The following is a 24,880-nucleotide window of genomic DNA, read 5'->3' as shown; positions in this document are numbered from 1 at the left end:
ATAGTGGACTCGGCAGCCGACACAGCGAAAGGGTGATACCGGCGCAGGCGACCTCCGGCGTTCGCGCTGCGCCCACACCGTCGATCCACGGACAGGACACCGAAGTGACCCAGCACGACCAGAGCCCGCAGCCGGCCTACACCGACGTCCCGATCGGGATCGAGGCCACCGGTACCCGCGCCGAATTCGACAGCCTCGGCACCGTCGACGTACCTGCCGACCGGTACTGGGGAGCCCAGACCCAGCGCTCACTACAGCACTTCTCGATCGGCACCGACCACATGCCGATCGAGGTCTACCACGCCTACGGCCTGGTGAAAAAGGCCTGTGCGCTGGTCAACGAGAAGGCCGGCCGGCTGGAACCGTGGCGGGCCAGGGTGATCGTGCAGGCCGCCGAGGAAACCATCGCCGGCAAGCTCGACGACCACTTCCCCCTGTTCGTGTGGCAGACCGGATCGGGCACCCAGAGCAACATGAACGTCAACGAGGTGCTGTCCAACCGGGCGATCCAGTTGGTCGGCGGCACGCTCGGCAGCCAGCTTCCGGTCGGCCCCAACGATCACGTCAACATGGGGCAGAGCAGCAACGACACCTTCCCCACGGCGATGCACATCGCCACGTTGACCGCCATCGACGATCGGCTGCTGCCCGCGGTGACCGCGCTGCATGACGCGATCGCGGCCAAGAGCGCGCAGTGGATGGACGTGGTCAAGATCGGCCGCACCCACCTCGAGGACGCCGTGCCGCTCAGTGTCGGGCAGGAATGGTCGGGATGGGCGGCGCAGCTGCAGGCCTGCCTGGACGACATCGGCCGGGCCCGTGCAGGACTGCTGGAGCTGGCTGTCGGGGGAACCGCCGTCGGCACCGGACTCAACGCTCCGGCCGGCTTCGGCAGCGAGGTTGCCGCCACGCTGGCCGAACTCACCGGCAAGCCGTACGTGACGGCACCCAACAAGTTCGCCGCGCTGGGGTCGCTGGATCCGATGGTGCGCGCGCATGCCGCGGTGCGCGGGCTGGCGGTGGCGCTGATGAAGATCGCCAACGACATGCGCTGGCTGGCCTCGGGCCCGCGATGCGGGCTCGGCGAACTCGTCCTGCCGGCCAATGAGCCGGGCTCGTCGATCATGCCGGGCAAGGTCAATCCGACCCAGTGCGAGGCACTGGTGATGATCGCGATCCAGGTTATGGGCAACGACACCGCGGTGGCGCTGGCCGGCTCGCAGGGCAATTTCGAGCTCAACGCCATGCGCCCGGTCATCATCGATAATGTGCTGCACTCCATCCGCATCCTGGCCGACGGCTGCACCACGTTCCGTGAATTCTCGGTCGAGGGAACGACGTTGAACACCGACCGGATCTCCCGCTATGTCGACACCAGCGCAATGCTGGTCACCGCGCTCAGTCCGGTGATCGGTTACCAGAACGCCGCGCACATCGCCGAGGACGCAGTCGCCCGCGACATCACCTTGCGGCAGGCGGCGCTGGATTCCGGCAAGGTGACGGCCGAACAATTCGATTCCATCGTCGACCCGCACGACATGATCGGTCACGGGGTTGCCGGTGCCTGACGGCCGCGAGCCACTGGCAACGATCCTGCGCGCCGCGGTGCTGCTGCACAACAACGGGCAATCGACCAGCATGACGGCGACCGCAGTGCAGCGGCTCGCGACCGGGCTCGGTCAGCCGGCCGTGGTCATCCCCGGCTGGGCCTCGGTCACCGTGTACGACCCGCGTTCGGACGGGCGAGACGTGCTGGTCGCCGAGGCGCGTCCCGCCGCGGTGAACATGCGTCGGGTGAGCGCGCTGATGCGCGCGGTGGACAACGCCGAGAATCGGCCCCTGCAGCGCGACGAGATCGAGCGCGCGCTCGACGCCGCCGGGCAGCTGCCGCCGTCGTCGAATCTCGCCTTCGTCGCCGCGTGTGCGGCCGGCGCGGCGGCACTGGCCGTGGTGTTCGGGGCGGTGGACGGGTGGGCCATTGCGGTGATCGCGGCGGCCGCCGCGCTCGGCGGCCTGCTGCGCCGTGTGCTGGCCGGCTTCGGCGCGGATCCGCTGCTGCAGACGTTCGTGGCTGCCCTGCTCGCCGGGGTGGCCGGCGCCGTCGCCGGCGAGGTCGGGCTGTCCGCCTCGATCGGCCTGATCGCGGTCTGCCCGGCCATGGTCTTGGTACCGGGGCCCCAGATCCTCATCGGCGCAATGGATCTGCTGGCCGGGCGGATGTCGTTGGCGCTCGCGCGGCTGGGGTACGGATTGCTTGTGCTGGCGGTCATCGCCGTCGGCTTGGTGCTCGGTCTGCAGGTCACTGGCCAGGCGCTGCCGCTGAGCACACCGCCCGCCGACGTGCCGTTGGTGTTCGACGTTCTCGCCGCGGGTGTCGCCGCCGCCTGCTATCCGGTGTTCTTCGCCATGCCGTATCGCTTCGTGGGCTGGCCGATCGTGGTCGGGATGACCGCCCATGCGGTGCACTGGTGGGCGCTGACGGCCTGGCACGCGAGCCTGCCGGTGGCGGCGCTGCTGGCGTGCCTGCTCACCGGGGCGATTCTGACTCCGGTGGCCTATGTGAAGCAGATACCCTTCGCTGCAATCGGTTTCGCCGCTGTGGTCGCCCTGGTGCCGGGCATGTTCGTGTTCCGGGTGGTCGCGGGTGTCACCGAACTCGCCGCCCACCCCTCCGAGCAGGTGTTGCTCGATGCGGTCAGTAACGGTGCGGTCGCCGGCCTGACGGTCATCGCGATGGCGGTGGGTCTGGCAGTGCCGAGTCGGTTGCGGGACTGGCTGCTGGCCCGTCGAATCAGAGGCTGATTCCCGCGGTGAGGATGGCGGCGAGTTCGCGATAGGCGCTGGCGTCGTCCAGGCCGGTGGCGGCTCGCACCGTGCGCTGCTGGATGCGCACCATCATGGTGGTCACCAGGTCGGCGGCGAATGCCGCGTGCACGTCCCGGAATTCGCCGGCGGCCACCCCGGCGGCGATCATCTCCTGCACCCGGCGGGTGGCGACTCGGGTGTTGCGTTCGTAGACCTCGCGCGCGGGGGCGAATCCGTCCAGGTCGGCCATGAACTGATCGGAGGCGGCATCCAGGGCGGTGCCTACTGCGGAGAGGTAGGCGGTGATCTGGGCCCGTGCTCCCGCGACGTCGCGTACCTCGGCTTCGACGGCGTCGGTGGCCCCGCGAAAGAAGTGCACGGTTGCGGCGCGCACCAGCTGCTCCTTGCTGTCGGCCAGGGTGTACAGCGTCGATTTGGAGCACCGCAGGCGGGCGGCGATCTCGTCGAGGGTCAGATGGGCGAAGCCCTCGGCCAGGAACAAGGCGATCAGCGCGTCGAACAGTGCGGTGCGACGCCGTGTGCCGAACTCCGTCGGCTGGGAACGAGCCACCGCAAAAGAGTACTGCAGGACCAGCTACAGTACTGTCAAAGAGTACTGACGGCGATATTTCAGTACTGCCGGGTGAGAGGAACTGTCGTGCCTGTAGATCGTCTGCTGCCCAACGACGAAGCGCGCGCCCTGATCGAGCTCACCCGCGATGTGGCCGACAAAACCCTCACCCCGATCGTCGATCACCACGAATCCACCGAGACCTATCCCGACGGGGTGTTCGCCACGTTGGGCGCGGCGGGGCTGCTGAGCCTGCCGTATCCGGAGGAATGGGGCGGTGGGGCGCAGCCATACGAGGTCTACCTCCAAGTCCTGGAGGAGATCGCCGCGCGCTGGGCCGCGGTCGCCGTCGCCGTCAGCGTGCACAGCCTGGCCTGCCACCCGTTGATGGCGTTCGGCACCGACGCGCAGAAGCGCGCCTGGCTGCCGGACATGCTGGGCGGATCGACTGTCGGGGCCTACAGCCTGTCCGAGGCACAGGCCGGTTCCGACCCCGCGGCGCTGACCTGCCGGGCGGTCGCCGAGGACGACACCTACCGCATCAACGGAGCCAAGGCATGGATCACGCACGGCGGCATCGCGAACTTCTACACGCTGTTCGCGCGGACCGGTGAGGGTTCGGGCGGCGTCTCCTGCTTTGTGATCCCGTCCGGCATCGAGGGACTCAGCTTCGGCAAGCCCGAAGAGAAGATGGGCCTGCACGCCATCCCCACCACCACGGCCCACTACGACGATGTCGTCGTGCCCGCCGAGCGGCGCATCGGGGACGAGGGCCAGGGCCTGTCCATCGCGTTCAGTGCGCTCGACTCCGGGCGCCTGGGGATCGCCGCGTGTGCGGTCGGCCTGGCGCAGGCCGCGCTCGACGACGCGGTGGCATACGCACAGCAGCGAACGACGTTCGGCCGCAAGATCATCGATCACCAGGGGCTGGGATTCGTGCTGGCCGACATGGCCGCCGCGGTGGAGTCCGCCCGCGCCACCTATCTGAACGCGGCGCGTCGCCGCGATGCCGGCCTGCCGTATTCGGTGCAGGCCAGTGTCGCCAAACTCATCGCCACCGACGCGGCGATGAAGGTCACCACCGATGCCGTCCAGGTGTTCGGCGGCGCCGGTTACACCCGCGACTACCGTGTCGAGCGGTACATGCGTGAAGCCAAGATCATGCAGATCTTCGAAGGCACCAACCAGATTCAGCGCCTGGTCATCGCCCGTGCGTTGGCTCGTCCCTAGGCTCGCGGATCAGGAGCCGGCCGAATCCGGTCCGCCGCCGGCGTTGTTCCGCCGGCGCTTGCGCGACTGCCAGAAGGCGATCACGCCGCCGACGGCCAGGCCCGCCGCCGCTGCGGTCAGGATCGAGGTCCGGGTGTCCGGTCCACTCGACTCGGTCGACGCCGCAGGCGCCGCCGTCGTGCTCGGTGCCGCGGCACTCGACGTGACGGCGGGCGTGCTGGGCTGGTCCGGAGTTCCGGCGACCGTGAAGGTGTACGAACCGGACACCGGGTGACCGTCGGCGGAGACCACCCGATAGCCGACGGTGTACTTCCCGTTCGGCAGGGGCGCCGGGCCTACCTCGGCGGTCAGCCGGGGACCGTCGACCCGAGCCGGGGCGGTGACCCAGTCGTGGCCGTCCGCGCTGTGCACGACCACCGTGGCGAACGCCGGGTTGATGTCCTCGCTGAACGTCAACACGACGGCGCTCAGTGGGGTCGAGACCTGGGCGTCATTGGCGGGGTCGGAACTGACGAGCGTGGTGTGAGCGGCGGCGACGGCACTGCTCCATGACCAGAAGAACAGTGCGAACAAGGTGGTCACGACGACGCGCAAGGTGAGGGTCACCGTGCTCCTTTCGCGCTCCGGTGGTGAGCACGGCCGAGTCTACGGTCGGGCGTCCCGGGCCGGCCGCGGGCACGGCTCGACGCGCTGCTGACCGCGGGCAACCAGCAATTTCTCGTTCGGCATGGTGCCGGCCACTTGTTCGTTGTAACGCAGGCGCGGTTGCCTGCGACAATCGCGGCATGGCTAAGAAAATTGCAGCGGTCCTGTTGAGTGCGGCCGCCCTGTCGGCAATCCCCGCAGCGATCGCACCGGTGGCTCAGGCCGACATCTGTGGAGACGTCGGCGGGCGCCACGTGACCGTCGGTGGTTGCACCCCGGGCATCGCCGGCGACGCCGTCGACGCGGCGGTGGCCGGTGCCGCGGTGGCCGGGGCCACCGACTGGGCTCGCTACGGCTTCCCGGAGAGCTACGCGTATTCGCTGGTCCCGGCGTTCCCGGGCGAGGCGCCCTGCATCTCGCCGACCGGTCTGCCGTACTACACCCCCGGCGACGCCCCCTGCTACGTCCCGTAACGCGGCGGTTGATTGCGGCGCCCGGCCCAGGCCGGGCCCTAGGCTCGACGGATGAGCACCGCAGCCGATGAGCAGTCCGTTGTCGTGGGTATCGACGGATCCGAGGCCGCGCTGGGCGCTGCCCGGTGGGCCGCCGACTTCGCCGCCGCACGTGGTGTCGGCCTGACGCTGCTGCACGCGATCCCGCGGCTGGACTGGCATTTCGCCAGCGCGGAGTTCCCGGCCGAGCTCGATGGAGACGGCGACCAGGTGCTGGCCGCGGCGCAGGCGGCCGTGCGGTCGTCGCACCCCGATCTTGCGGTCCGCACCGACGTGGTCAGGGGCGCGGTCGCGACGGTCCTGGCCGAAGCTTCGGACGCCACCCGGTTGCTGGTGGTGGGCACTGGTGCGGCAGATCACCGGGTGCTGGGCGGACACGTGGTGAGAACGGTCCATCGCGCGCACTGCCCGGTGCTGGTCTGGCGACCCCCGGTCGCCGTCAGAACCGGCAAGCCGTTGCCCGTCGTCGTCGGCGTCGACGACTCCGACGCCTCGGCCCGCGCGCTGGCGGACGCATTCGACATCGCCCGGGTGCTGCATGCGCCGTTGACCGTGGCGCACATGTGGGAGATCGACGCGGCGGTCGGCATGGGTGACCTCGGGGGTGAGGGGAACATGGACTGGGAGTTGCTGGACCTGCTGCAGACACAGCAGCGCCAGCGGATGGACGAGTTGGTACAACCGCTGGCACGGAAATATCCCAACGCGCACGTCACGAAGGTCTTCCACGACGTCAGCCCGGCGAAGGGTCTCACCGAGCTGTCGCGCGAAGCCCAGCTCGTGGTGGTCGGCAGCCATGGCCGCGGCCGGTTAGCCGGCGCCGTCCTGGGTTCGGTCGGGCAGAACCTGATCCATCACGCCGAATGCTCGGTGCTCGTGGTTCGGTAGTGCGCTGCGGTTGGACAACGTCCGCGACCTTTCGTAACCTTGCCGAGACCTCAGCCACTGGGGTCGGCAGTTCGACGAAGACGACGTCGGCGGCAGTCATAAGGATGCGCAGTCGTGAAGTTTCCCCGGCATTTGGCGCCGAAATCGAGTCCGAGTAGGGCGTCGGCGGCGATCGCGAGCCTGGTGGCGCTCTGCGTGGTGTCGGCCGGGTCGGCGTACGCCGAGCCCGAATCCGATGAGCTCGCGAAACTGAACGAGCTGACGAAGCAGGCCCAGCAGCTCATCGAGACCGCCCAGGCCGTCGAGCAGGATCTCGCCGCGAAGGTGCAACTGCAGAGCGAGGCGGAGAGAAAGCATGCCGACGCGCTCGTGGCACTCGATGCGGCCAGGTCCGAGTTGGCTGCCTATCAAGGCACCGTCGACCAAGCCGCGGCCGCGTTTTATGCCGGCGGGCGCACCGACAGCGTGAGTGCGTTCTTCACCGCCGCATCACCCCAGCGGCTGATCGACGAACTGGCGTTCCAGCGGGCGATCACCGAGCAGATGTCCGGGCAGCTGCGAAGTTTCCGGACCGCCAAGCAACTCGCCGAGATGGCCGAAGCGGCCTCGGACCGATCGGCTGCCGACGCCCGAGCGGCTGCGGACGCGGCCGCCGCGGTGCGCGCCGAACTGCAGACCAGACAGACCGAGGTCGAGGGCCAGGTCAGACTGGTCCGGGCGACCTACTACGCGCTACCGGCCGCCCAGCAGGCCCTGCTGGGACCGGGCGGCGCGATCCCCACGGTCGGGATGAACGGGCTGGTGCCCAACGCGCGAACACTCGCGGCGTATGTCATCGCCACCTACCCCGGCGTGCAGTCCATCGGCGGCGTGCGCTCGGATCCGCTTCCTGACCACCCGAGCGGGCGTGCCATCGACCTGATGATCGGCAGCGACATGGCGCTCGGGGACGCGATCAATGCCGACATCCTCAGCCAGGCGGAGCGCTTCGGGGTGTCGTACACGATGTGGCGGGTGGCCAACCACTTCAACCACGTCCACGTCACGGTCAACTAAGGCGCCGGTGCGGATGCGACCGGTGGAATCCTCATCATGTCGATAACAAACGAACTAGTTCGTTCGGTACGATGACGTGCAAGGCCGAGCCACAGGAGCGCACATGACCGCGGTAGCCGACATTGACCAGATCACGAATCCCCCGCGACGGGTCCGAGCCTTGCGACCCGTCGTCGAATCCGTGCTCGACGGTCTCTCCCCGGTGATCGATCTCTACCGGCCCTACGTCGACGGGCTGGAGAACCTCCCGCGCGACGGCCGGTTTCTGTTGGTCGGCAACCACACCCACGGCGCAGGCGAAGTGGTTCTTATCCCGTACTTCGTGCGCCAGGAGATCGGAACCCGGGTCAGGCCGCTGGCGGTAACGGCGATCCGTTACGCACCCGGCATCGTCGGAGATGCGCTGGCGGCCTACGGAGCCGTCGTCGGACACCCCGACACTGCGCGCGAGTTGATGCGCAACGACGAGACCATCCTGGTGTTCCCCGGTGGGGGCCGCGAGATGAACAAGTTCAAGGGCGAGGAACACACGCTGCTCTGGAAAGGCCGCGCGGGATTTGCGAGGGTCGCCGTGGAGAGTTCCTATCCCATCGTGCCGGTCGCGCTGGTCGGCGGCGACGACGTGTACAAGAGCGTCTTTCCCAGGGACAGCGCGTTCGGCCGGTTCACCACCACGGTCATGGAGCGGGTGACGGGTAAGCCCGAGATGGGCCTGCCGCTCACCCGCGGCGTCGGACTGACAACCATCCCGCGTCCCCAGCGGATGTACCTGCGCTTCGGCTCTCCGATCGACACCACCAAACCGACACGCCGCCAGAATGATTCGTGGGTGGCCGACGTCAAGGCGCAGACTCAGGACGCGCTCGAACAGCAACTGGCCGGTCTCCTCGAGATCCGCAGCCAAGATCCCTATCGGCAGCTCAATCCGCTTGCCTGGAGCAGGGCGACGCGGCCGCCGGTTCGCGCGGCGCCGGCTGGTGCCTAGGTCTCGGCCTCACCCATGTTGACGGTGAGCGGCCTGCGGAAGAAGCGGGTCAACCAGAACAGCACGACAATCCCGATGCCGAACCAGATGATGCCGTATCGGGTCGACTCGGCCGAAAGGTACAGCCACAGAACAACGGTGAGCGTGACGCCGATGCCCGGCAGGACGATGTTGCGCACGATCTGACTCAGCCCGCGGACTTCGCGGCGGCGGTAGGCGAAGTACACGATCACGGTGAGGTTGACGAACGTGAACGCGACCAGGGCGCCGAAGTTGATCAGCGAGGCCACGAAGTCGAGGTTGAACGCGATCGCCAGCAGCGAGACCAGGCCGACGAAAACGATCGCGTACGCCGGGGTTTGGAAACTCGGGTGCAGGTATCCGAAGAATCGTCCGATCGGACCGCGGCCGTTGCGACCCATGACGTAGAGCAGCCGCGAAACGGACGCGTGGGACGCCAGGCTGGAGGCCACCGTGGCCGCGAACGCCGCCGCGGTGAGCGCGATCTTGAACAGATGCCCACCGACATTGAAGGCGATCTCGGGCAGCGCGCTGTTCTCCAGGGATTCCTGGCTGAAGTTCGACACGTCCGGAAACAGCGACTGGGTGAAGAAGGCCGCGACGAAGAAGATCAGGCCGCCGATCACCAGGGCCAGCATGATCGCTTTCGGCACGGTCGAGGAATCCTTGGCCTCCTCGGTGTACATCGTGATCGCGTCGAAGCCGATGAACGAGAACGCCACGATGGTGGCGCCGGTGATGACGAGATTGAGGTGCACGCCCTCGTGCCACAGCGGCTGGGTGGAGAACAGGGTGCCGTTGCCCATTCCGTCGATCAGCGACTTGGCCGCGAGGATGAGGAACACTCCGATCAGCACCACTTCGAAGACCACCAGGATCATGTTCGCCCGTGACGTGTTGGTCATGCTGAACAAACACATTCCGGTGATGATCGCGACGTAGACGACCACCCAGATCCAGGCCGGGGCGGACGGGAAGAACGAGAACAGATAGCTGCGAATGATCAACGCGTTGACCAACGGCAGCAGCAGATAGTCGAGCAGCGCCGCCCACCCGATCAGGAATCCGACGTTGGGGCTGATGGTTTCGGAGGTGTAGGTGTATGCCGATCCGGCCGACGGGAAGATCTGCGTCATCCGGCCGTAGCTGATCGCGGTGAACATCATCACCACCAACGCGAAGATGTACGCGGTCGGGACGACGTTGCCGGTCTCGGTCGAGACGATGCCGAAGGTGTCGAACACGACCGTCGGTGTCATGTAGCCCAGACCGAGGCCCACGATCGCCCACAGACCCAGTGTCCTGGCGAGTTGGGTGGTGCCGTTCGGCCCAGAGGCAACCTGACTCATCTTCGACCCACCATCATCAAATCGTCCGGATTCGTACGCTGTGGCTTACCACAACGGCGACTGCTCCGGCACTTTTTGGGCGACACCAACCCGTTCAGCTTTCCAGGGGCAGAACGTTTCTGCAGAGGACCACCGGCACCGACCACCCGTGTTAGCGTCACCAAGCATGCGGTACGTCGTCGGTTATGGCCCTCGCCAACGCGGCCTTGACGGGGTCAATCTCGCCGCCACCCTGGCCCGGTCTTCCGGCGCGTCCCTGGATCTGGTCGCGGTGTTGCCCAGCGACGCCCCGACCTTCCATCGGTACTCGCCCGACCAGGCGTTCAACGCCGAAGTGGAAGAGCAGGGTCGCGAATGGCTCGAGGACGGGCTGGCCAGGGTGCCGGCCGGCGTCGCGGCTGAGGGACACCTGCGACGGGCGGACTCCATCACCGAGGGCCTGCTCGACGCGGCGACCGATCCCGAGCAGGGCGAGGCGGCGTTGATCGTCGTCGGCACCTTCCACCGGGTGCGCAGCGGACGGTTCGGGCTGGGCAGCCTGGCCGATGCGCTGCTGCACGCCTCGGAGGTCCCGGTGGCGCTGGCCCCGGCCGAATACGAACCGCACGACCGCATCACCAGGATCACCTGCGCGATCGGGATGCGCCCTGGCAACGAGAACCTCTTCGACAATGCGATTCGGCTGGCGTCGGAATGGCAGGTGCCGCTGCGGTTGATGTCGCTCGTCGCGGTCGGCGAGGGCGGCAGCGAGGAGCGTCGGCAGGAGTGGACGCAGCTGGCCCAACAGCACGCCGCTGGTCTGGTGGACAAGGCGGCGGCCGCCCTGCCGGCCGGTGTCCCGGTGACGAGCGTTGTGGGACACGGACATTCGCTCGAAGATGCGGTGCTGGGCCTGGACTTCCAGGACAGCGAGGTGGTCCTCGTCGGCTCGAGTCGACTGGCCGCGCCCAAGCGCCTCTTCCTGGGCCATTCCGCGAGCAAGATCATGCGGGCGCTGCCGGTGCCGATGATCGTCTGGCCGCGCGGCTGACGGCGGCGCGTGGCACCCGGGCGTCTGGGTGAACCGGCCCGCAGCGGGTAGAAGTGAGACATGACTAGCCGACGGCCCAGAGTGGTCATCATTGGTGGCGGATTCGGCGGACTGTTCTGTGCCCGCCGTTTCCGGAAGGCCGACGTCGACGTCGTGCTGCTGGACCGCGCGGCGTGCCACGTGTTCCAACCGCTGCTGTATCAATGTGCGACAGGAACACTGAGCATCGGACAGATCAGCCGTTCGCTTCGTGAGGAACTCCAGGACCACCACAACGTCACCACGCTGCTCGGGGAGGCGATCCGACTCGACGCCCAAGCCCGGCGCGTCACCGCCCGCCGCCCCTGCGAATCGACCTTCGACGTCGAGTACGACTATCTGGTGATCGCTGCCGGCATGCGCCAGTCGTATTTCGGCAGAGAAGAGTTCGCGAACTGGGCTCCAGGCATGAAGACCCTGGACGACGCGCTGAGCATCCGCCGCCGGGTGTTCGCCGCCTTCGAGATCGCCGAGACGCTGCCGCCCGGTCCCGAGCGCGACGAGTGGCTCACCTTCGCGGTCGCCGGCGCAGGCCCGACCGGCGTCGAATTAGCTGGCCAGATAAGGGAATTGGCTACGCGATCGTTGGCCAACGAGTTCCACAGCATCCAGCCGGAGGAGGCGCGGGTGCTGTTGTTCGACGGCGGCGACCGGGTACTCAAGGCCTTCACACCGGCGCTGGCCCGGCGGGCGCAGGGCATCCTCGAGAACCTCGGGGTCGAGTTGCACTTTGGCGTGCACGTCACCGACGTCCGGGCGGACGGGGTGACGGTCAGTTCGAAGGCCACCGGGCACAACCAGGACTACGCCACCCGCACCGTGTTGTGGACGGCCGGCGTCGAGGCGGTGCCCTTCGCCCGGCACGCCGCCGAGATGCTGGGTGCCGACACCGACCGCTCCGGGCGCATCGCGGTCAATGCCGACCTCTCGGTGCCGGGCCATCCCGAGGTATTCGTCATCGGCGATCTGGCCGGCCGCGACGGGCTGCCCGGGGTCGCCGAGAACGCCATGCAGGGTGGGCTGCACGCCGCCTCCTGTATCGCCCGTGACCTCGCGGGACGGTCGCGAAGAGACTTTCGGTACCGCGACCTCGGGTCGGCGGCCTACATCAGCCGCGGCCACGCGCTGCTGCAGGCCGGGCCCGTGAAACTGGCCGGCCTGCTCGGCTGGCTCGGCTGGGGCGTCATCCATATCGCTTTCCTCACCGGCGTACGCAACCGCGTCAGCACCGTCGCGACGTGGCTGACGTCCATCGCGCGCGCCGACCGAAGCGACCGGACGTTCATCCTGGGCGGCTCGGGCCACCCGGACGAGCCCTACACCTGGGAATCCCCGGTGCATCAGAGCCGCCGGCCCGGGACCGACGACTCCGGCGACGACAAGTCGGCCTAGCCCCGTTCCACTGTTGTGGAGTACGGTCCCGTGTCGTACTGTCAACGAAGTTGATAAGCCGCCCTACGGAAGTTTCGTCACCGTCAGCGCCTGTCGCCGCTCACGAAAGGGTCACGGATGCAGCGGGTTTCGGTCGGACGCCGATTGACCAAGCGCTGGATGCTGCTGGTGGCGGTCGTGGTGGTCGCAGTGGCGGGCTTCGCGGTGTACCGGCTGCACGGCATCTTCGGCTCGCACGACGTCACCTCCACCCCCAGCGGCGCGGGCAACGACATCGTCCCGTTCAACCCGAAGCACGTGGTCATGGAGGTTTTCGGGCCGCCGGGCACGGTGGCGACCATCACCTACACCGACGTCAACGCCCAGCCGCAGCGTGCCGACTCGGTCACGTTGCCATGGGCCTACGACACGACCACCACCCAGCCGGCGGTGTTCGTGAACGTCTCGGCTCAGGGCGACAGTGACGCCATCGGCTGCCGGATCAAGATCGACGACGTCGTCAAAGACGAGCGCACGGTCAACACCCTCAACGCCTTCACCTATTGCCTGGACAAGTCCGGATGAGTCGGCGGGTCCCTGACCTGATCCGCCGGTTCTCCGTCCTGATCGCGCTGTTTTGGCTCGGTCTGGCCGTGGTGACCAACGTCTTCGTGCCGCAGCTGGAAACCGTCGCCGAGAAGCACAACGTGTCGCTGAGTCCGCACGATTCGCCGTCGCTGCTGGCTGCCAAACGCATCGGCACGGTGTTCGACGAATTCGACTCCGACAGTTCGGCGATGATCGTGCTGGAAGGCGATCAGCCGCTGGGCGCCGACGCCCACCACTACTACGACGGGTTGGTCAAGAAGCTCGAACAGGACACCCAACACGTCCAGCATGTTCAGGACTTCTGGGGAGATCCGCTGACGGCGGCCGGCTCGCAGAGCGCCGACGGCAAGGCGGCGCTGGTGCAGCTGTACCTGGCCGGCAACCAGGGCGAGTCATTGGCGAACGAGTCGGTGGACTCGGTGCGCTCCATCGTCGACAACAGCCCACCGCCGCCCGGGCTGCGGGTGTACGTCACCGGGGCGGCGCCCCTGGTCACCGATCAATTCGAGGTGGGCCGGCACGGCACCCTGAAGACCACCCTGATCACCATCGGCGTGATTGCGGTGATGCTGTTCGTCCTCTACCGTCGCCTCACCACCGTGTTCTTCGTGATCTTCACGGTGATGATCGAGCTCACCGCGTCCCGCGGATCGGTCGCCGTGCTCGCCAACGCGGGCATCATCTCGCTGTCGACGTACTCGACCAATCTGCTCACCCTGCTGGTGATCGCCGCCGGAACCGACTACGCGATCTTTCTGATCGGCCGCTTTCACGAAGCGCGATACGCCGGGCAGGACCGGGTCACCGCGTACAACACCATGTACCACGGCACCGCGCACATCATCTTGGGCTCGGGGCTGACGATTGCCGGCGCGGTGCTGTGTCTGATGTTCACCCGGCTGCCTTACTTCAACAGCCTCGGCGTGCCGGCCGGGATCGGCGTGCTCGTCGCGGTGGTCGCCGCGTTGACGTTGGCGCCGGCCCTGCTGGTCATCGGCCGCCATTTCGGCCTGTTCGAGCCCGCCCGGCCGATGCGCACCCAGGGCTGGCGTCGGATCGGCACGGCCATCGTGCGCTGGCCCGGACCCGTGTTGGCGGTGACGGTCGCGATCGCGCTGATCGGGCTGATCGCCCTGCCGGCCTACAAGACGAGCTACGACGCGCGGGGGTACATGCCGGCCAGCGCCCCGGCCAATGTCGGCTATACCGCGGCCGAGCGGCACTTCTCCCAGGCGCGGCTCAATCCGGAGCTGCTGATGATCGAAACCGACCACGATCTGCGTAATTCCACCGACATGATCCTGCTGGAGCGCGTCGCCAAAGCGGTCTTCCACACCGCGGGAATCGCTCAGGTGCAGTCCATCACCCGTCCGCTGGGTACACCGCTGGACCACACGTCGATACCGTTCCAAGTCAGCGCGGGCAGCCTCAGCCAGATCAACAACCTCCCGTTCCAGCAGGCGCGCGGCGCAGACTTGCTGAAACAGGTTGCGGTGATCAACAATTCGATCGACATCCTGCGCCAGCAGTATGTGCTTCAGCAGCAGTCCAGCGAAGTCACCGACGAACAGACCAAGGCGTTCGCCGACACCGTGGCCACCGCCCAGGACCTGCGCGACAAGATCGCCAACTTCGACGACTTCTTCCGGCCGCTGCGCAACTACTTCTACTGGGAGCCGCACTGCTACGACATCCCGGTCTGCGCGGCTCTGCGGTCGTTGTTCGACGCTCTCGACGGCATCGACGCGCTGACCGATCAACTGGGCAACGTGGCCGGCAGCATCGCGAAACTCGATGCGCTGCAGCCCAAGTTGCTCGCTCTGATCCCGCCGCAGATCGAAACCCAGCAGACCAACCGGGATCTGACCCTGACCAACTATGCCACCACGTCGGGCATCAACGACCAGGCGCAGGCGGCGCTGCAGAACTCGACGGCGTTGGGCCAGGCATTCGACGCGGCCAAGACCGACGATTCGTTCTATCTGCCGCCGGAGGCGTTCACCAACCCGGAGTTCCAGCGCGGGCTCAAGCTGTTCCTGTCGCCGGACGGCAAAGCCGCCAGGATGATCATCACCCACGACGGCGATCCCGCTACACCCGAGGGCATTTCGCACATCGACGGGATCCGGCACGCCGCTCAGGAAGCCGTCAAGGGCACACCCCTGGCGGGGTCCAAGATCTATCTCGCCGGAACGGCGGCCACGTACAAGGACATCCAGGACGGCGCCAAGTACGACCTGATGATCGCCGGGATCGCGGCGCTGTCCCTGATCCTGCTGGTGATGATGTTCATCACCCGCAGCATCGTCGCCGCGGTCGTCATCGTGGGCACCGTGGCGCTGTCGCTGGGCGCGTCCTTCGGGCTGTCCGTGCTGATCTGGCAGGACATCTTCGGGATCCACCTGTTCTGGATCGTGCTGGCGCTGGCCGTGATCTTGTTGCTCGCGGTGGGCTCGGACTACAACCTGCTGCTGATCTCGAGGTTCCAAGAGGAGATCGGCGCTGGGCTGAACACCGGCATCATCCGGGCGATGGCGGGCTCGGGGGCGGTGGTGACCGCGGCGGGCCTGGTGTTCGCGGCGACGATGGCGTCGTTCATCTTCGCCGACCTACGGATCCTCGGCCAGATCGGGACGACGATCGCCCTGGGTCTGCTGTTCGACACGCTGATCGTGCGGTCGTTCATGACTCCGGCCGTTGCCGCTCTGCTCGGACGGTGGTTCTGGTGGCCGCTGAAGGTCCGCCCTCGCCCGGCCAGCTCGATGCTTCGGCCCTACGGCACCCGCCAATCGGTGCGCCAGCTGCTGCTGTGGGAGGACGGCGACCCGGTCGGCAAGGCGCCGTAGTCTTGGCCGCTCACCGCTGCAACGCGGTGGAAAGTCAGCTCCTGCCAACGGAAGTGAGTGGCTCACCAGGCTGGGCTTCCAGCACCTCGATGCCGGCCAGCTTGTGTTTCATCCCGGCGACCCGGCGCAACTGGGCAGCGATGTTCATCGATGTCAGCATCGGAATGCCGCCGATGAACGTGCGGAACGACGGGTGGCCGCCGTCGAGATGCAGCATGAACAGGCAGCCCACCACGTAGAACAGCCCCATGGTGAACAAAGCCGCCGGCATCGCGTAGGCCAGCGGGGAGCGTGCGTCGGCGACCAGTTCGGTCGCATAGTCGAATTCGTCGCGGGTCAGCGGCGCGCGCTTGCGGACCTTGGCCAGCACCGCTTTGTGGGCACCCACCTGGTCACCGAGGGGGTGGGAGGTGCGCCGCTCGAGACGGCCGATGTAGACGAATACGCCTGTGGCGAAGACGATTTCCATGACGCCCGCGAAAATGGTGAGGTCTCCCCACGGTCCGAGATTCACGTGGTCGCTCCTTCGCTCAGCATGCGCGCACCCCCTAGAACGCTACCGCATCCGAGTGATCTTCCCGGGGCGGGATTCTCCGGGTACAGCCACTGTCAGCGCAGGCCGCCCCGGGGCCGTCGCTTCTCGTACATGGCGCGATCGGCGAGATCGAGGACCGTATCGATGGAGCGCCCGTCGCCGGGCCGGTGGGCCGCGCAGCCGATGGTCATCCCGACCGCAACCAGGTCATCGGCACCGAGCGAAACCGGTTCGTGCAGAACATCGGTGATCCGGTCGGCCAGCCGGGTCAACGCCGGGTCGTCGACGGCATCGGTGATCACCAGAAATTCGTCGCCACCCCAGCGGGCGACCATGTCGTCGGCACCGGCCGCCGCACGCAACCGGGCCGCCACCTCGGTCAGCAGCCGGTCGCCGGCTCGGTGCCCGTGCTGGTCGTTCACGGACTTGAAGCGTTCGATGTCGCAGAACAGCACCCCGTAGCCCGAGCCACTGGCCTCGAGCTCCTCCAGACGGCTCCACCCGGCCGATCGGTTGGCCAGCGCGGTCAGTGGATCGGTGGCGGCCTGGCGGGCCAGATCGGCCTCGCGGGCACGGTCGGCGGTCACATCGACGATCTGAGATACGAAGTAGCGCGGCCGGTCTCGCTGCGCGTTGACGATCACGACGGTCAGCGCGCCCCACACGATGTGTCCGTCGGCCGCGATGTAGCGCTTGTCTATCCGGTAGGACCGCCGGCGGCCCTCGAGGCACTCGGTCAGCAGCGCCACGTCGGCATCCAGGTCGTCGGGATGGGTGATCTCCTGAAACGTGAGTTCGGCCAGCTCCCGTTTGCTGTAGCCGAGCATGGTGCGCAGGGCCCGGTTGGTGCGCAAGAAGGTTCCGTCCAGCCCGACGACGGCCATCCCGATGGGTGAATGCGCGAGCGCCAGTTCGAAACGTCGCTCACCGAGCAGGTCGACCTCCGCGCGGAGCAGGTCCGCGGGCGCCGCGGTGACTTCGGCGGGCTCGAATCCGTGACCCAGCGGCCGTGGCCGGCTGAGGAAATAGCCTTGGGCTGCGGTGATCCCCACCGCGGCGACGGCGTCGAGCTCGCCTTGATTCTCCACACCTTCGGCGATCACGCTGGCGCCCATCTGGCCGGCGAGCTCGGCGATGGCATGTGCCAGCCGTCGGCGCGCGTCATCGATGTCGATGTTGCGGGTGATCGAGTGGTCGATCTTGACGAACTCGGGACTGAGCTCCAGGACATGGGAGAACGACGAAAAGCCCGCACCGACATCATCGACCGCCACCCGCACGCCGCGAGATCGGCACGGCTCCAAGGCTTCCTCGAGGGCGCCGTAATCCAGGACGGCGTCGTGCTCGGTGATTTCCAGGACGATTCGCGACGGATCGGTGCCGGCGAGCAGCGTAGGCCACGGTACTGCCAACGCCGCGCCGGGGGAGAGATTCACCGCGACGAACACCTCGTGGGGCAGTTGAGGCAGTTTGGCGATCACGCGAGTGAGGATCGCCGTCTCCAGTTCGACGCCCAGGCCCAGCAGTGCGGCCTGGGCGAGGAATGCGTCGGGGCGAAACGGTGCGCGCGGAAACCGGGCCAGCGCCTCCACCCCGATCACCTTGCCGGAGGTGACGTCGTGTATCGGTTGGAAGACCACCTCGAAATCGCGCTGGGACACCACTTTCCGGATGGCTGCGCGTTGAGCGGCAGTGGTGTCCGGACTGTGACCCGGGGCGGCGATCAGCGTCCCGATCAGATCGGCGACCTGTTTGACGATGCGCAGGTCGGCATCGGCGAGATACGGCTTGGCCTCTGGGCTTACCGCGCAGACCATCCCGACGGTCGCGCCGGCCGGGCTGGTCACCGGGACACCGACGTAGGCGCCCAGACTCAGCTCGCGGGTGACCGCCAAGGCGTCAGTGGTCTGATTGGCGGCGGTGTCCGGGATGATCGCCGGCAGGCGCCCGTCGATGACCCGCACGCAATACGAATCGGCCAGCGAAGTCTGGTCGCCGGGGGCGAGCTTGACCGTTGTGGTGTCGCCGTCGAGCACGTCGAAGGTCTGCATGCCCCCGCGAAAGGAGGACAGCCAGGCGGTGTCCAGGCCGAGTCGGGTTCGCAACAGCGCCAGCAGGCTGCGGACCAGATCGACGGGGATAGCCGGCCGGTCATCGGAGAGGGGCTCGCCGTCCCCCTCGAACCACATGGCGACTAGTAGAACCCACCACCAGCCAGGCCGCACACGATTGACCCGGGTGTCACATCTAGCGGAAACGCACGCCCATCGTCGCCAGGCCGAAGATCTTCTTGCCGTCGGACTTGGCGCCGATCAGCACTACACCCGAACGGGTTTCCGGGTCGAGTGACTTGACCTTCCCGGTGAACTCGATGTCGGCGCCCTGTTTGGCCGACACCACCGCGGGTTGGGACAGCCGCACGGCGAATCGGGTCACCGCACCCGGATCGCCCGACCATGCCGAGTGGAACCCGGCGCCCAGGCCCATGGTGAGCATTCCATGGGCGATCACGTCGGGCAGGCCGGCGAGTTTGGCGATCGCCTCGTCCCAGTGGATCGGGTTGGCATCGCCGGCCACGCCCGCGTAGTTCACCAGGTCACCGCGCGAGAGCCGGGTGTGGTGCGCTTCGAGTTCCTCGCCGACCGTCACGTCGTCGAAACTGCGGGTGCCCGGAGTGCGGGTCAGCCCGCCGGAGGAGATGCGGATCTCGCCCTCGGGGCGGACCTGCTTCTGGTACTCGCCATCCGAGCCAGGGATGTCGAGGATGTTCATGTCGTGCATCATGGCGTTCTGAACGGCCGCCTTGACCCCGGCATCGATGTCCTCGCCGGTCACCCCGACGACGGTGGTGTGCAGCGTGTGCACCCGCTCGCCGGCGGTGTCGGTGAACGTGTTCGTCACGGTGATGAAGTCCCGGCCGGCGGTCCGGCGGACCGAGGTCAGCTCGACGTCGATGACCAGTTCGTCCCCGGCCACGATCGGGCGATGCTGTTCGAAGACCTCTTCGGTCTGCAGGTAGGTGTCGTAGCCGACGACGATCTCTTCGAACATGCGCCGATTGCACTGCATGCCCGGCGCGGAGGTGAACGTCAGCGGCGCGATCACGTCCGGATACCCCAGCTCGGCGGCGGCGGCGAGATCCCAGTGGGCCGGGTGGTAGTCCTGCACCGCGCGGGCGTATTCGCGCAGCTTCTCACGGCCGACCAGATAGGTCCCGTCCATCTGGTAGTAGGCGCCGACCCGTGCTTCGAGCGGAGACGTATCTGCAGGTGCGGTCATGAATATGCTCAACTTTTCTGTTCGCGAGTTCGCTGACGCCGACCCCAGCACAGTAACGCGCGCGCCACGTGGCAAGACACGCCGATACGATTCGGCTGTCCAGAGAACCGAGCGCACGGCGGTTGGGGTGAGCGATGACCGGAGCGCCGACGGCCTGCCCTTATTGCGGGGCTGACCTCGACGGTACTGGTACATGCGCGCGCTGCGGGGGAGTCGCGACGGCGGGCGCATCAACCGGATGGCGACCGGATCCCACCGCGCGTCACGAGGGGCGCTATTACGTGGCGGGCCGGCCGACCAACCGGGTGCGCAACGGCAGGAACGAGTCCGACGACCCGACCGGCGGCCGGCTTCTGCCCGACTACGTGCAGGTGCCTGCGGCGCGGTTCAGCATCCGGTCGACCTGGCTGGCGACGGGTGTGACGACCGCGGTCCTCGTGATGGTCGGCGCGGTGATCGGCGGATTGTTGTGGGCGCGGCATCGGCCGGCACCGTCACCCGACGTCGAGTACGTCCAAGCGCTGGAGACCGCCGGGCTGATGAGCCAGTTCAATTCGGAGGCCAACGCCGTCGCCCACGGCCACGACGTCTGCACCCGGCTCGAACACGGTGGTCCGCAGCAGGGCGTGTTGGGTGACAAGATCGCCGTCGACACCTTCTGCCCGCAGTTCAACAAGGGCTTTCGCCTACTCGAATCAGCGGACATCTCAGGGGTTTTCGTCCTGACCGACAGTCTCGGCACGGGAGCGATCGAAGCCGACGGCCAGACCTGCCACGGGATCGACGGCTATGCCGACGTCGGGCGCAGCACGCCGGTGACGGTCAAGAACGGTACCGGCGAGATCCTCACCTCGACGGCGCTAGGCCCTGGGACCGGCAACAACGCCACCTGCACGTTCTCCTTCACCTTCCGTATCACCGAGGGGCAGGACCGCTACGTGGTCTCCGTGGGTCGGCGCGGGGAATTCAGCTACAGCTTCGACCAGCTGCGCGGACACGGCGTTCAGATCAAGCTCGGTCACTGATCCGGTGTGGGGCCGGCCTGGTAGTAGGCGATCCGCCAGCCGGCACCGGTATTGGTGACGACGACGCCGACGCGCAACTCGAGCGGATCCCGCTCCCTGAACGTGAACGTGGCGGCCAAGTAGCCCAGCACCGCGTGGTCGCCGAGCCGGCGGGCCGCCAGGATCCGGTAGTCGACGGCCATGCCGGCCGGCTGGGAGTCGTAATAGTCCAACACTCCCGCAGGCCCGACACTGAACGGACGAAGTCCCTGGAAGATCGCGTCGTCGGCGAACAACGCTGCCACCGAGTGCGGGTGGTGCGTGTCGATCCCGCGTTTCCACTGATCCAGCACCCCGCGCAGGATCTGCTCAATGTCCGGCACTTTGGCCGCCGTCCGCGTGCAGGATCTCCCCGGTGACGAAGCCCGCCCGCTCCAGGTACAGCACCGCCTCGACGACGTCGTCGACGGTGCCGAGCCTGCCCATCGGATTGAGTCCGGCGAGGGCTTCATGTGTCGACGGGTCGTGCATCGGCGTGCTGACGACACCGAGCGCTACCGCGTTGACGCGGATCCCGCGGCCGGCGTACTCGACGGCCAGCGCCTTGGTCGCCGCGTTGAGACCACCCTTCGTCAGCGAGGCCAGCGCCGAGGGCACCTGCGAGTTGGCCTGATCCACCAGGCTGGTGGAGATGGTGACGAGGTGGCCGTCGGACTCCATCACGCGCAGCGCGGCCCGGCTCACCTCGAAGAAGCCGCGCACGTTGACCCCGGTGATGGCGTCGTAGTCGGCATCGGTGTATTCGGTGAACGGTTTGGGGATGAAAATGCCGGCGTTGTTGACCACCGTGTCGACGCGACCGAACCGCTGCAGCGCGGCGTCGATGACCCGCTGCCCGACGCCGGGCTCGGAGATGTCGCCCGCGACGGTGCGGATAAGCGGGTCATTGCTCGCGCCGATGGTGCGGGAGTTCGCGACGACCGCGTAGCCCAGCCCGCGATAGCCCTGAACCAGGCCTGCGCCGATGCCTTGGGAGGCACCGGTGATGACGGCGACCCGAGTTGGAGTGTCCATCGTTGGAATCCTTCCTTCGTTGTGTGCCTCGCTCAACGCGCAGGGCCGGGGGTCGATGCCGGTCGGGGAGGACGGATCACCTCCCTGCTGGGAGGCTGCGCCTACTAGGCTGCAGCGATGGAGTTGCGGCAGCTGCGCTACTTCGTGACCGTGGCCGACGAATTGAACTTCGGCCGCGCGGCCCTGCGGCTGCGCATCGCGGGCCCGTCACTGTCCCAGCAGATCAAGGCCCTCGAGCGGGACCTCAAGGTGACCCTCTTCGATCGTGACCGCCGCTCGGTCGCTCTCACCCCGGCCGGATCGGCGCTGTTGCCGCAAGCCCGCGCGTTGATCGCCCAGGCCGATGAATTACGCAGGCGCGCTGCGAATCTCGGCCAATCTCAACCGGTCCGTCTCGGGTACGTCAACTGGTGCCCGACCGATTGGTCGGAGCGGGCGGCCGGCGTCGCGCAGCTGCGGGTGGACACCTGGGTGCTGCCATCGCATACCCAGGCCGCGCGGGTCGCCGACGGCAGCCTCGACCTGGCCATCTGTTGGGTGCAGAACAGCGACGTGGACGAGTTGTCGCTCCATGCGCGACTGCTGGGCGTGGACCGGCTGTACGCACTTGACCTCGGGTCCGACGATTCGCCGGTCGAGGCCGCCGACGTCGTGGTGTTGGTGGACGCGGATGCCGGCAGCTGGTCGTCGTGGAATCGCTATGCCGAGCAGTTCGCCGCCGCCACCGGCGCCCGCATCATGCGCACCGACGACGGTGGCGTCACCGGCCCGACCTTCTTCGAACATGTTCGCGGGCTGGGCCGTCCGGTGCTGAACAATCCCAAGGGGCAGAACGAATCGCTGCCCAAGGACCTGGTGCGCCGTCGGATCGTCAACCCGTCACCGCTGTGGACGTGGTCGCTGGTGTGGCGTCGCGGTGACGACAACCCGGCGGTTCTCGCCCTGGTCGACGAATTCACCCGGGACGTCGGCGACTTCGGCTTGCATGACGCCACTGTCTGGTTGCCCGCCGACGATCCGCATCAGCCCCGCGACCACGGCGGCGGCTAAGACCACCGCGGCGCCCACCACCAACGGAAGCCGGAAACCGTCGTGCAACAGCGGGCTCACCACCACCGGTCCCAGGATCTGGCCGACCGAGTACCCCGCGGTCAGCAGTGCCACTGCCCGCGGATAGCGCAGCAGGCGCGCCGCCGCCAGCGCGAGGGTGCTGATCCCGACGAAGGTGCCGCCGAAGAGCACGGCGCCGATCAGCGCGGCGGCGACCCCTCCGACTATGCCTGCCGTCGCGATTCCGGCCGCCTGCGCGCACAGCGCCGTCACCAGCAGCCAGGAATGCGACCAGCGCGCGCTCAACGCCGCCCACAGCGCCGCGGATGGCACCGTGGCCACGCCGACCACCAGCCATGTCGCTCCGCCCAGCCAGTGCGGTGCGTCCTTGGCCACCGCTGCCACCAGGAACGTGCCGGCGATGATGTAGCCGACGCCTTCGAGCGTGTAGCTCACCGCGAGCAGAACGAAGGCCCGATGCGGCTGCCGGTCTCGGATCTCGGTCACCGCGTCTGGGACGGGCGGCGCGGGGCGCATCGTCGCGGCGAATGCGGCCAAGACCGCCGCCGTCACCGCGGAGATCCACCAGGCCGCCTGCCACTGTCGGCTGGCCAGGACCACGACCGCCGAGAGTGCGATGCCCGCGCCGACTCCGCCGAATCCCCAGCCGGCCAGGTGCGCCGGTCGCCCGTGCAGGTGCTCCAGCAGGTTGTTGACGGCGATGACGAACACCAGCGCACTGGTCGCACCGGCCAGAGTTCGCAACGTAATCCACTCGAATGGGTTGTCGGCCAACGGCATTCCTGCAAGACTGGCCACGAGGACGGTCAACGACATCCGGCAGGCAACCACCGACCTGGCCAGGCGAGGCCAGACCGAACCGGCGAGCGCACCGGCCAGGTATCCGATGTAGTTGGCGGTGGCCAGCGTGGCGGCGGTATGCGGCGTGACGCCCGCCTGCGCGGTCATCATCGGCAAGATCGGGGTGTAGACGAATCGGCCGATCCCCATGGCCGCCGCGAGCGCTGCGGCGCCACGGACGACGTGCGTGTGATGGTGCATCGCCCCATCGTGGAAGCGGCCGATGGCTGTCGGCCACGACCGGTGTGCTCGCAGCTGGGAGGTATTGGCTCAAAGATCCAGACGCGGGTAGTCTGAGTCTGCCGGAATGAACCTAGCCATGTCCGTGTTCGGCTCAACAAGGACCGAGGAAAGGACAACTCCGATGACGCAGCAGATCACCGCGCTGGTAACCGGCGCCAACCGGGGATTGGGACGCCGATTCGCCGCCGAGCTCGTCGCGCGCGGTGCCAAGGTGTACGCCGGGGCACGGCGCCCCGAGACCATCGACCTGCCGGGGGTGGTGCCGATCCAATTGGACATCACCGATCCGGAGTCGGTACGCGCCGCGGCAGCGCTCGCCACCGACGTCACCGTGTTGGTGAACAACGCCGGCGTCTCCACCCGGGCAGATCTGCTCACCGGGCCGATCGACGACATCCGGTTGGAGATGGAGACGCACTATTTCGGCACGCTGAACGTCAGCCGCGAATTCGTTCCGATCATCGAGAACAACGGTGGGGGAGCGGTACTCAACGTTCTGTCGGTATTGGCGTGGGTGCACCCGCCGACTTCGGGAGCCTATTCAGCGGCGAAGGCCGCCGCCTGGGCGATGACGGATGCGCTGCGAACTGAGCTCGCGCCCAGGGAAATTCATGTCTCTGCGCTGCACGTCGGGTACATGGACACCGACATGGTCAGCTACATTCCGGCCGACCAGAAGATCGATCCGGGGGTGGTGGCCAAGCAGGCCATCGACGGGTTGTTGGGCGGCCAGGCCGAGATCATCGCCGACGATCTCTCTCGAACGGTGAAGGCGGGGCTCTCGAGCGCCAACAGTTAGGCGATTTCGGCGCGTTTTCGTTCGCTCAGCGGCGTGTGGTGTCTCGGGACATCGCTGACACTTATGTCTTGGGACATC

At 67.5% G+C, this 24,880-nt stretch carries 22 protein-coding genes and 1 pseudogene; 14 read left to right on the top strand and 9 right to left on the bottom strand.

The annotated features are described in order from the left end of the window. The first annotated feature begins 104 nt into the window (after positions 1-104). Both fumC and MSZK_RS30565 read left to right on the top strand, forming a co-directional pair. A complete protein-coding gene (gene fumC / locus MSZK_RS30570; protein WP_233211605.1) occupies positions 105-1,568 on the top strand; it encodes a class II fumarate hydratase in 1,464 nt (487 codons plus the stop codon). Then, positions 1,561-2,802: a threonine/serine exporter family protein gene (locus MSZK_RS30565; protein ID WP_158230662.1), complete on the top strand. Its 1,242-nt coding sequence runs from the start codon at positions 1,561-1,563 to the stop codon at positions 2,800-2,802. The genes fumC and MSZK_RS30565 overlap by 8 nt, the downstream gene beginning before the upstream one ends. On the opposite strand, the gene MSZK_RS30560 is transcribed toward MSZK_RS30565, so the two are convergent. Beyond that, on the bottom strand, positions 2,792-3,376 hold the full coding sequence (locus MSZK_RS30560; protein ID WP_099252265.1) for a TetR/AcrR family transcriptional regulator: 585 nt from the start codon (positions 3,374-3,376) through the stop codon (positions 2,792-2,794). The genes MSZK_RS30565 and MSZK_RS30560 overlap by 11 nt on opposite strands. Positions 3,377-3,463: 87 nt before the next feature. On the opposite strand from MSZK_RS30560, the gene MSZK_RS30555 reads away from it, so the two are divergent. After that, positions 3,464-4,606 carry an acyl-CoA dehydrogenase family protein gene (locus tag MSZK_RS30555; protein ID WP_099252264.1) on the top strand — a complete coding sequence of 381 codons (1,143 nt, stop codon included), beginning with the start codon at positions 3,464-3,466 and terminating at the stop codon, positions 4,604-4,606. A gap of 9 nt (positions 4,607-4,615) precedes the next feature. Here the strand turns inward: MSZK_RS30555 and MSZK_RS30550 are convergent, their stop codons facing one another. Next, on the bottom strand, positions 4,616-5,212 hold the full coding sequence (locus MSZK_RS30550; protein ID WP_099252263.1) for a copper resistance CopC family protein: 597 nt from the start codon (positions 5,210-5,212) through the stop codon (positions 4,616-4,618). Positions 5,213-5,391: 179 nt separating this feature from the next. Here MSZK_RS30550 and MSZK_RS30545 point away from each other — a divergent pair, with 179 nt between their 5' ends. The 4 genes from MSZK_RS30545 (at position 5,392) to MSZK_RS30530 (ending at position 8,692) form a co-directional block, all read left to right on the top strand. After that, a complete protein-coding gene (locus MSZK_RS30545) occupies positions 5,392-5,724 on the top strand; it encodes a hypothetical protein (RefSeq protein WP_099252262.1) in 333 nt (110 codons plus the stop codon). Between the two features lie 51 nt (positions 5,725-5,775). Then, positions 5,776-6,651: a universal stress protein gene (locus MSZK_RS30540; protein ID WP_099252261.1), complete on the top strand. Its 876-nt coding sequence runs from the start codon at positions 5,776-5,778 to the stop codon at positions 6,649-6,651. A 114-nt stretch (positions 6,652-6,765) separates the two neighbouring features. Next, the gene (locus MSZK_RS30535; protein WP_142390037.1) at positions 6,766-7,707 is read left to right on the top strand and encodes a hypothetical protein; all 942 of its coding nucleotides are present in this window, start codon (positions 6,766-6,768) and stop codon (positions 7,705-7,707) included. Positions 7,708-7,810: 103 nt separating this feature from the next. After that, entirely contained in the window at positions 7,811-8,692 is an 882-nt protein-coding gene (locus tag MSZK_RS30530; protein ID WP_099252259.1) for a lysophospholipid acyltransferase family protein, read from the top strand. On the opposite strand, the gene MSZK_RS30525 is transcribed toward MSZK_RS30530, so the two are convergent. Continuing rightward, on the bottom strand, positions 8,689-10,062 hold the full coding sequence (locus tag MSZK_RS30525) for an APC family permease (RefSeq protein ID WP_099252258.1): 1,374 nt from the start codon (positions 10,060-10,062) through the stop codon (positions 8,689-8,691). The genes MSZK_RS30530 and MSZK_RS30525 overlap by 4 nt on opposite strands. A gap of 166 nt (positions 10,063-10,228) precedes the next feature. Between MSZK_RS30525 and MSZK_RS30520 the strand changes: the two genes are divergently transcribed. The 4 genes from MSZK_RS30520 to MSZK_RS30505 all read left to right on the top strand — a co-directional run bounded on the left by MSZK_RS30520 (position 10,229) and on the right by MSZK_RS30505 (position 15,957). Then, positions 10,229-11,092 carry a universal stress protein gene (locus tag MSZK_RS30520; RefSeq protein WP_099252257.1) on the top strand — a complete coding sequence of 288 codons (864 nt, stop codon included), beginning with the start codon at positions 10,229-10,231 and terminating at the stop codon, positions 11,090-11,092. Between the two features lie 60 nt (positions 11,093-11,152). After that, complete coding sequence (locus MSZK_RS30515) at positions 11,153-12,523, top strand: NAD(P)/FAD-dependent oxidoreductase (RefSeq protein WP_099252256.1); 1,371 nt, start codon at positions 11,153-11,155, stop codon at positions 12,521-12,523. Positions 12,524-12,640: 117 nt separating this feature from the next. Further along, a complete protein-coding gene (locus tag MSZK_RS30510; protein WP_099252255.1) occupies positions 12,641-13,087 on the top strand; it encodes an MmpS family transport accessory protein in 447 nt (148 codons plus the stop codon). Continuing rightward, positions 13,084-15,957: an RND family transporter gene (locus MSZK_RS30505; RefSeq protein ID WP_099252254.1), complete on the top strand. Its 2,874-nt coding sequence runs from the start codon at positions 13,084-13,086 to the stop codon at positions 15,955-15,957. The genes MSZK_RS30510 and MSZK_RS30505 overlap by 4 nt, the downstream gene beginning before the upstream one ends. Positions 15,958-15,991: 34 nt before the next feature. On the opposite strand, the gene MSZK_RS30500 is transcribed toward MSZK_RS30505, so the two are convergent. The 3 genes from MSZK_RS30500 to MSZK_RS30490 form a co-directional block, all read right to left on the bottom strand. Further along, on the bottom strand, positions 15,992-16,471 hold the full coding sequence (locus MSZK_RS30500) for a hypothetical protein (RefSeq protein ID WP_099252253.1): 480 nt from the start codon (positions 16,469-16,471) through the stop codon (positions 15,992-15,994). A gap of 95 nt (positions 16,472-16,566) precedes the next feature. Beyond that, entirely contained in the window at positions 16,567-18,681 is a 2,115-nt protein-coding gene (locus MSZK_RS30495; protein ID WP_099252252.1) for an EAL domain-containing protein, read from the bottom strand. A 58-nt stretch (positions 18,682-18,739) separates the two neighbouring features. Continuing rightward, on the bottom strand, positions 18,740-19,771 hold the full coding sequence (locus tag MSZK_RS30490; protein ID WP_099252251.1) for a fused (3R)-hydroxyacyl-ACP dehydratase subunits HadA/HadB: 1,032 nt from the start codon (positions 19,769-19,771) through the stop codon (positions 18,740-18,742). Between the two features lie 281 nt (positions 19,772-20,052). On the opposite strand from MSZK_RS30490, the gene MSZK_RS30485 reads away from it, so the two are divergent. Further along, positions 20,053-20,796 (top strand): DUF732 domain-containing protein, encoded by a 744-nt coding sequence (locus tag MSZK_RS30485; RefSeq protein WP_233211604.1) that lies wholly within the window; start codon positions 20,053-20,055, stop codon positions 20,794-20,796. On the opposite strand, the gene MSZK_RS30480 is transcribed toward MSZK_RS30485, so the two are convergent. Both MSZK_RS30480 and MSZK_RS30475 read right to left on the bottom strand, forming a co-directional pair. Beyond that, the gene (locus tag MSZK_RS30480; RefSeq protein ID WP_099252249.1) at positions 20,790-21,158 is read right to left on the bottom strand and encodes a nuclear transport factor 2 family protein; all 369 of its coding nucleotides are present in this window, start codon (positions 21,156-21,158) and stop codon (positions 20,790-20,792) included. The two genes, MSZK_RS30485 and MSZK_RS30480, sit on opposite strands and share 7 nt — an antisense overlap. Then, positions 21,145-21,849, bottom strand: coding sequence for an SDR family NAD(P)-dependent oxidoreductase (locus MSZK_RS30475; protein WP_099252248.1), 705 nt, complete (start codon positions 21,847-21,849; stop codon positions 21,145-21,147). Before MSZK_RS30475 ends, MSZK_RS30480 begins: the two co-directional genes overlap by 14 nt. Positions 21,850-21,966: 117 nt before the next feature. On the opposite strand from MSZK_RS30475, the gene MSZK_RS30470 reads away from it, so the two are divergent. Continuing rightward, positions 21,967-22,899 carry a LysR family transcriptional regulator gene (locus MSZK_RS30470; protein ID WP_233211603.1) on the top strand — a complete coding sequence of 311 codons (933 nt, stop codon included), beginning with the start codon at positions 21,967-21,969 and terminating at the stop codon, positions 22,897-22,899. A 42-nt stretch (positions 22,900-22,941) separates the two neighbouring features. Here MSZK_RS30470 and MSZK_RS30465 read toward each other — a convergent pair. Further along, positions 22,942-23,868 (bottom strand): annotated as a pseudogene (locus MSZK_RS30465) (YbfB/YjiJ family MFS transporter); the annotation flags it as partial. Between the two features lie 256 nt (positions 23,869-24,124). On the opposite strand from MSZK_RS30465, the gene MSZK_RS30460 reads away from it, so the two are divergent. Then, positions 24,125-24,802: an SDR family oxidoreductase gene (locus MSZK_RS30460; protein ID WP_099252246.1), complete on the top strand. Its 678-nt coding sequence runs from the start codon at positions 24,125-24,127 to the stop codon at positions 24,800-24,802. Positions 24,803-24,880 lie beyond the last annotated feature (78 nt).

Origin of the sequence: Mycobacterium sp. shizuoka-1 (genome assembly GCF_002723835.1) — a bacterium.
Taxonomy (GTDB): domain Bacteria; phylum Actinomycetota; class Actinomycetes; order Mycobacteriales; family Mycobacteriaceae; genus Mycobacterium.
This window is presented reverse-complemented; position numbering and strand designations above follow the sequence as displayed.

What these genes read in the sequence shown, in the direction of transcription:
- MSZK_RS30515 (WP_099252256.1), top strand. Translation starts at nt 11,153, where the DNA reads ATGACTAGCCGACGGCCCAGAGTGGTCATCATTGGTGGCGGATTCGGC.
- MSZK_RS30470 (WP_233211603.1), top strand. Translation starts at nt 21,967, where the DNA reads ATGGAGTTGCGGCAGCTGCGCTACTTCGTGACCGTGGCCGACGAATTG.
- MSZK_RS30510 (WP_099252255.1), top strand. Translation starts at nt 12,641, where the DNA reads ATGCAGCGGGTTTCGGTCGGACGCCGATTGACCAAGCGCTGGATGCTG.
- MSZK_RS30475 (WP_099252248.1), bottom strand. Translation starts at nt 21,849, where the DNA reads ATGGACACTCCAACTCGGGTCGCCGTCATCACCGGTGCCTCCCAAGGC.
- MSZK_RS30525 (WP_099252258.1), bottom strand. Translation starts at nt 10,062, where the DNA reads ATGAGTCAGGTTGCCTCTGGGCCGAACGGCACCACCCAACTCGCCAGG.
- MSZK_RS30495 (WP_099252252.1), bottom strand. Translation starts at nt 18,681, where the DNA reads ATGTGGTTCGAGGGGGACGGCGAGCCCCTCTCCGATGACCGGCCGGCT.
- MSZK_RS30545 (WP_099252262.1), top strand. Translation starts at nt 5,392, where the DNA reads ATGGCTAAGAAAATTGCAGCGGTCCTGTTGAGTGCGGCCGCCCTGTCG.
- MSZK_RS30520 (WP_099252257.1), top strand. Translation starts at nt 10,229, where the DNA reads ATGCGGTACGTCGTCGGTTATGGCCCTCGCCAACGCGGCCTTGACGGG.
- MSZK_RS30540 (WP_099252261.1), top strand. Translation starts at nt 5,776, where the DNA reads ATGAGCACCGCAGCCGATGAGCAGTCCGTTGTCGTGGGTATCGACGGA.
- MSZK_RS30460 (WP_099252246.1), top strand. Translation starts at nt 24,125, where the DNA reads ATGACGCAGCAGATCACCGCGCTGGTAACCGGCGCCAACCGGGGATTG.
- MSZK_RS30505 (WP_099252254.1), top strand. Translation starts at nt 13,084, where the DNA reads ATGAGTCGGCGGGTCCCTGACCTGATCCGCCGGTTCTCCGTCCTGATC.
- MSZK_RS30530 (WP_099252259.1), top strand. Translation starts at nt 7,811, where the DNA reads ATGACCGCGGTAGCCGACATTGACCAGATCACGAATCCCCCGCGACGG.
- MSZK_RS30490 (WP_099252251.1), bottom strand. Translation starts at nt 19,771, where the DNA reads ATGACCGCACCTGCAGATACGTCTCCGCTCGAAGCACGGGTCGGCGCC.